This window comes from Sphingobium sp. 3R8 (assembly GCF_020166615.1).
Lineage (GTDB): Bacteria > Pseudomonadota > Alphaproteobacteria > Sphingomonadales > Sphingomonadaceae > Sphingobium > Sphingobium bisphenolicum.
In genome coordinates, this window is the sequence record NZ_JAIQXR010000079.1 from 1 (window position 1) to 322 (window position 322).

1 protein-coding gene is annotated in these 322 nt (G+C 56.2%); it reads right to left on the minus strand.

Features of this window, described 5'->3' with window-relative positions:
* Positions 1–311: IS5 family transposase (locus tag K9B33_RS22990; RefSeq protein WP_224551434.1), on the minus strand; the 311-nt coding region annotated here is incomplete at its 3' end.
* Positions 312–322: the final 11 nt, after the last annotated feature.

The window sequence follows — 322 nt, forward strand, 5'->3', positions numbered from 1 at the left end:
CCCTGCTGATGGACCCGGACGATCGTGCCATCGATCATGGCGTATTCAAAGTCAGGATCGCCCGACAATCGCTCGAACAGAAGCTCAAAGACACCTTTTACAGCCCACCTGCGAAAGCGACGGAAATTGGAATTCCAGTTGCCGAAGCTTTCCGGCAAGTCTCGCCATGGCGCTCCTGTTCCAGCGATCCATAAAACCGCCTCGAGAAACGTCCGATTGTCGACAGCTGAACGCCCTCTATCTCCGACTTTACCGGGAAGCACAGGGCGAACCCGTTCCCACTGCTCGTCGCTCAATCCGTGTCGATCCAAGATGGCGTTCC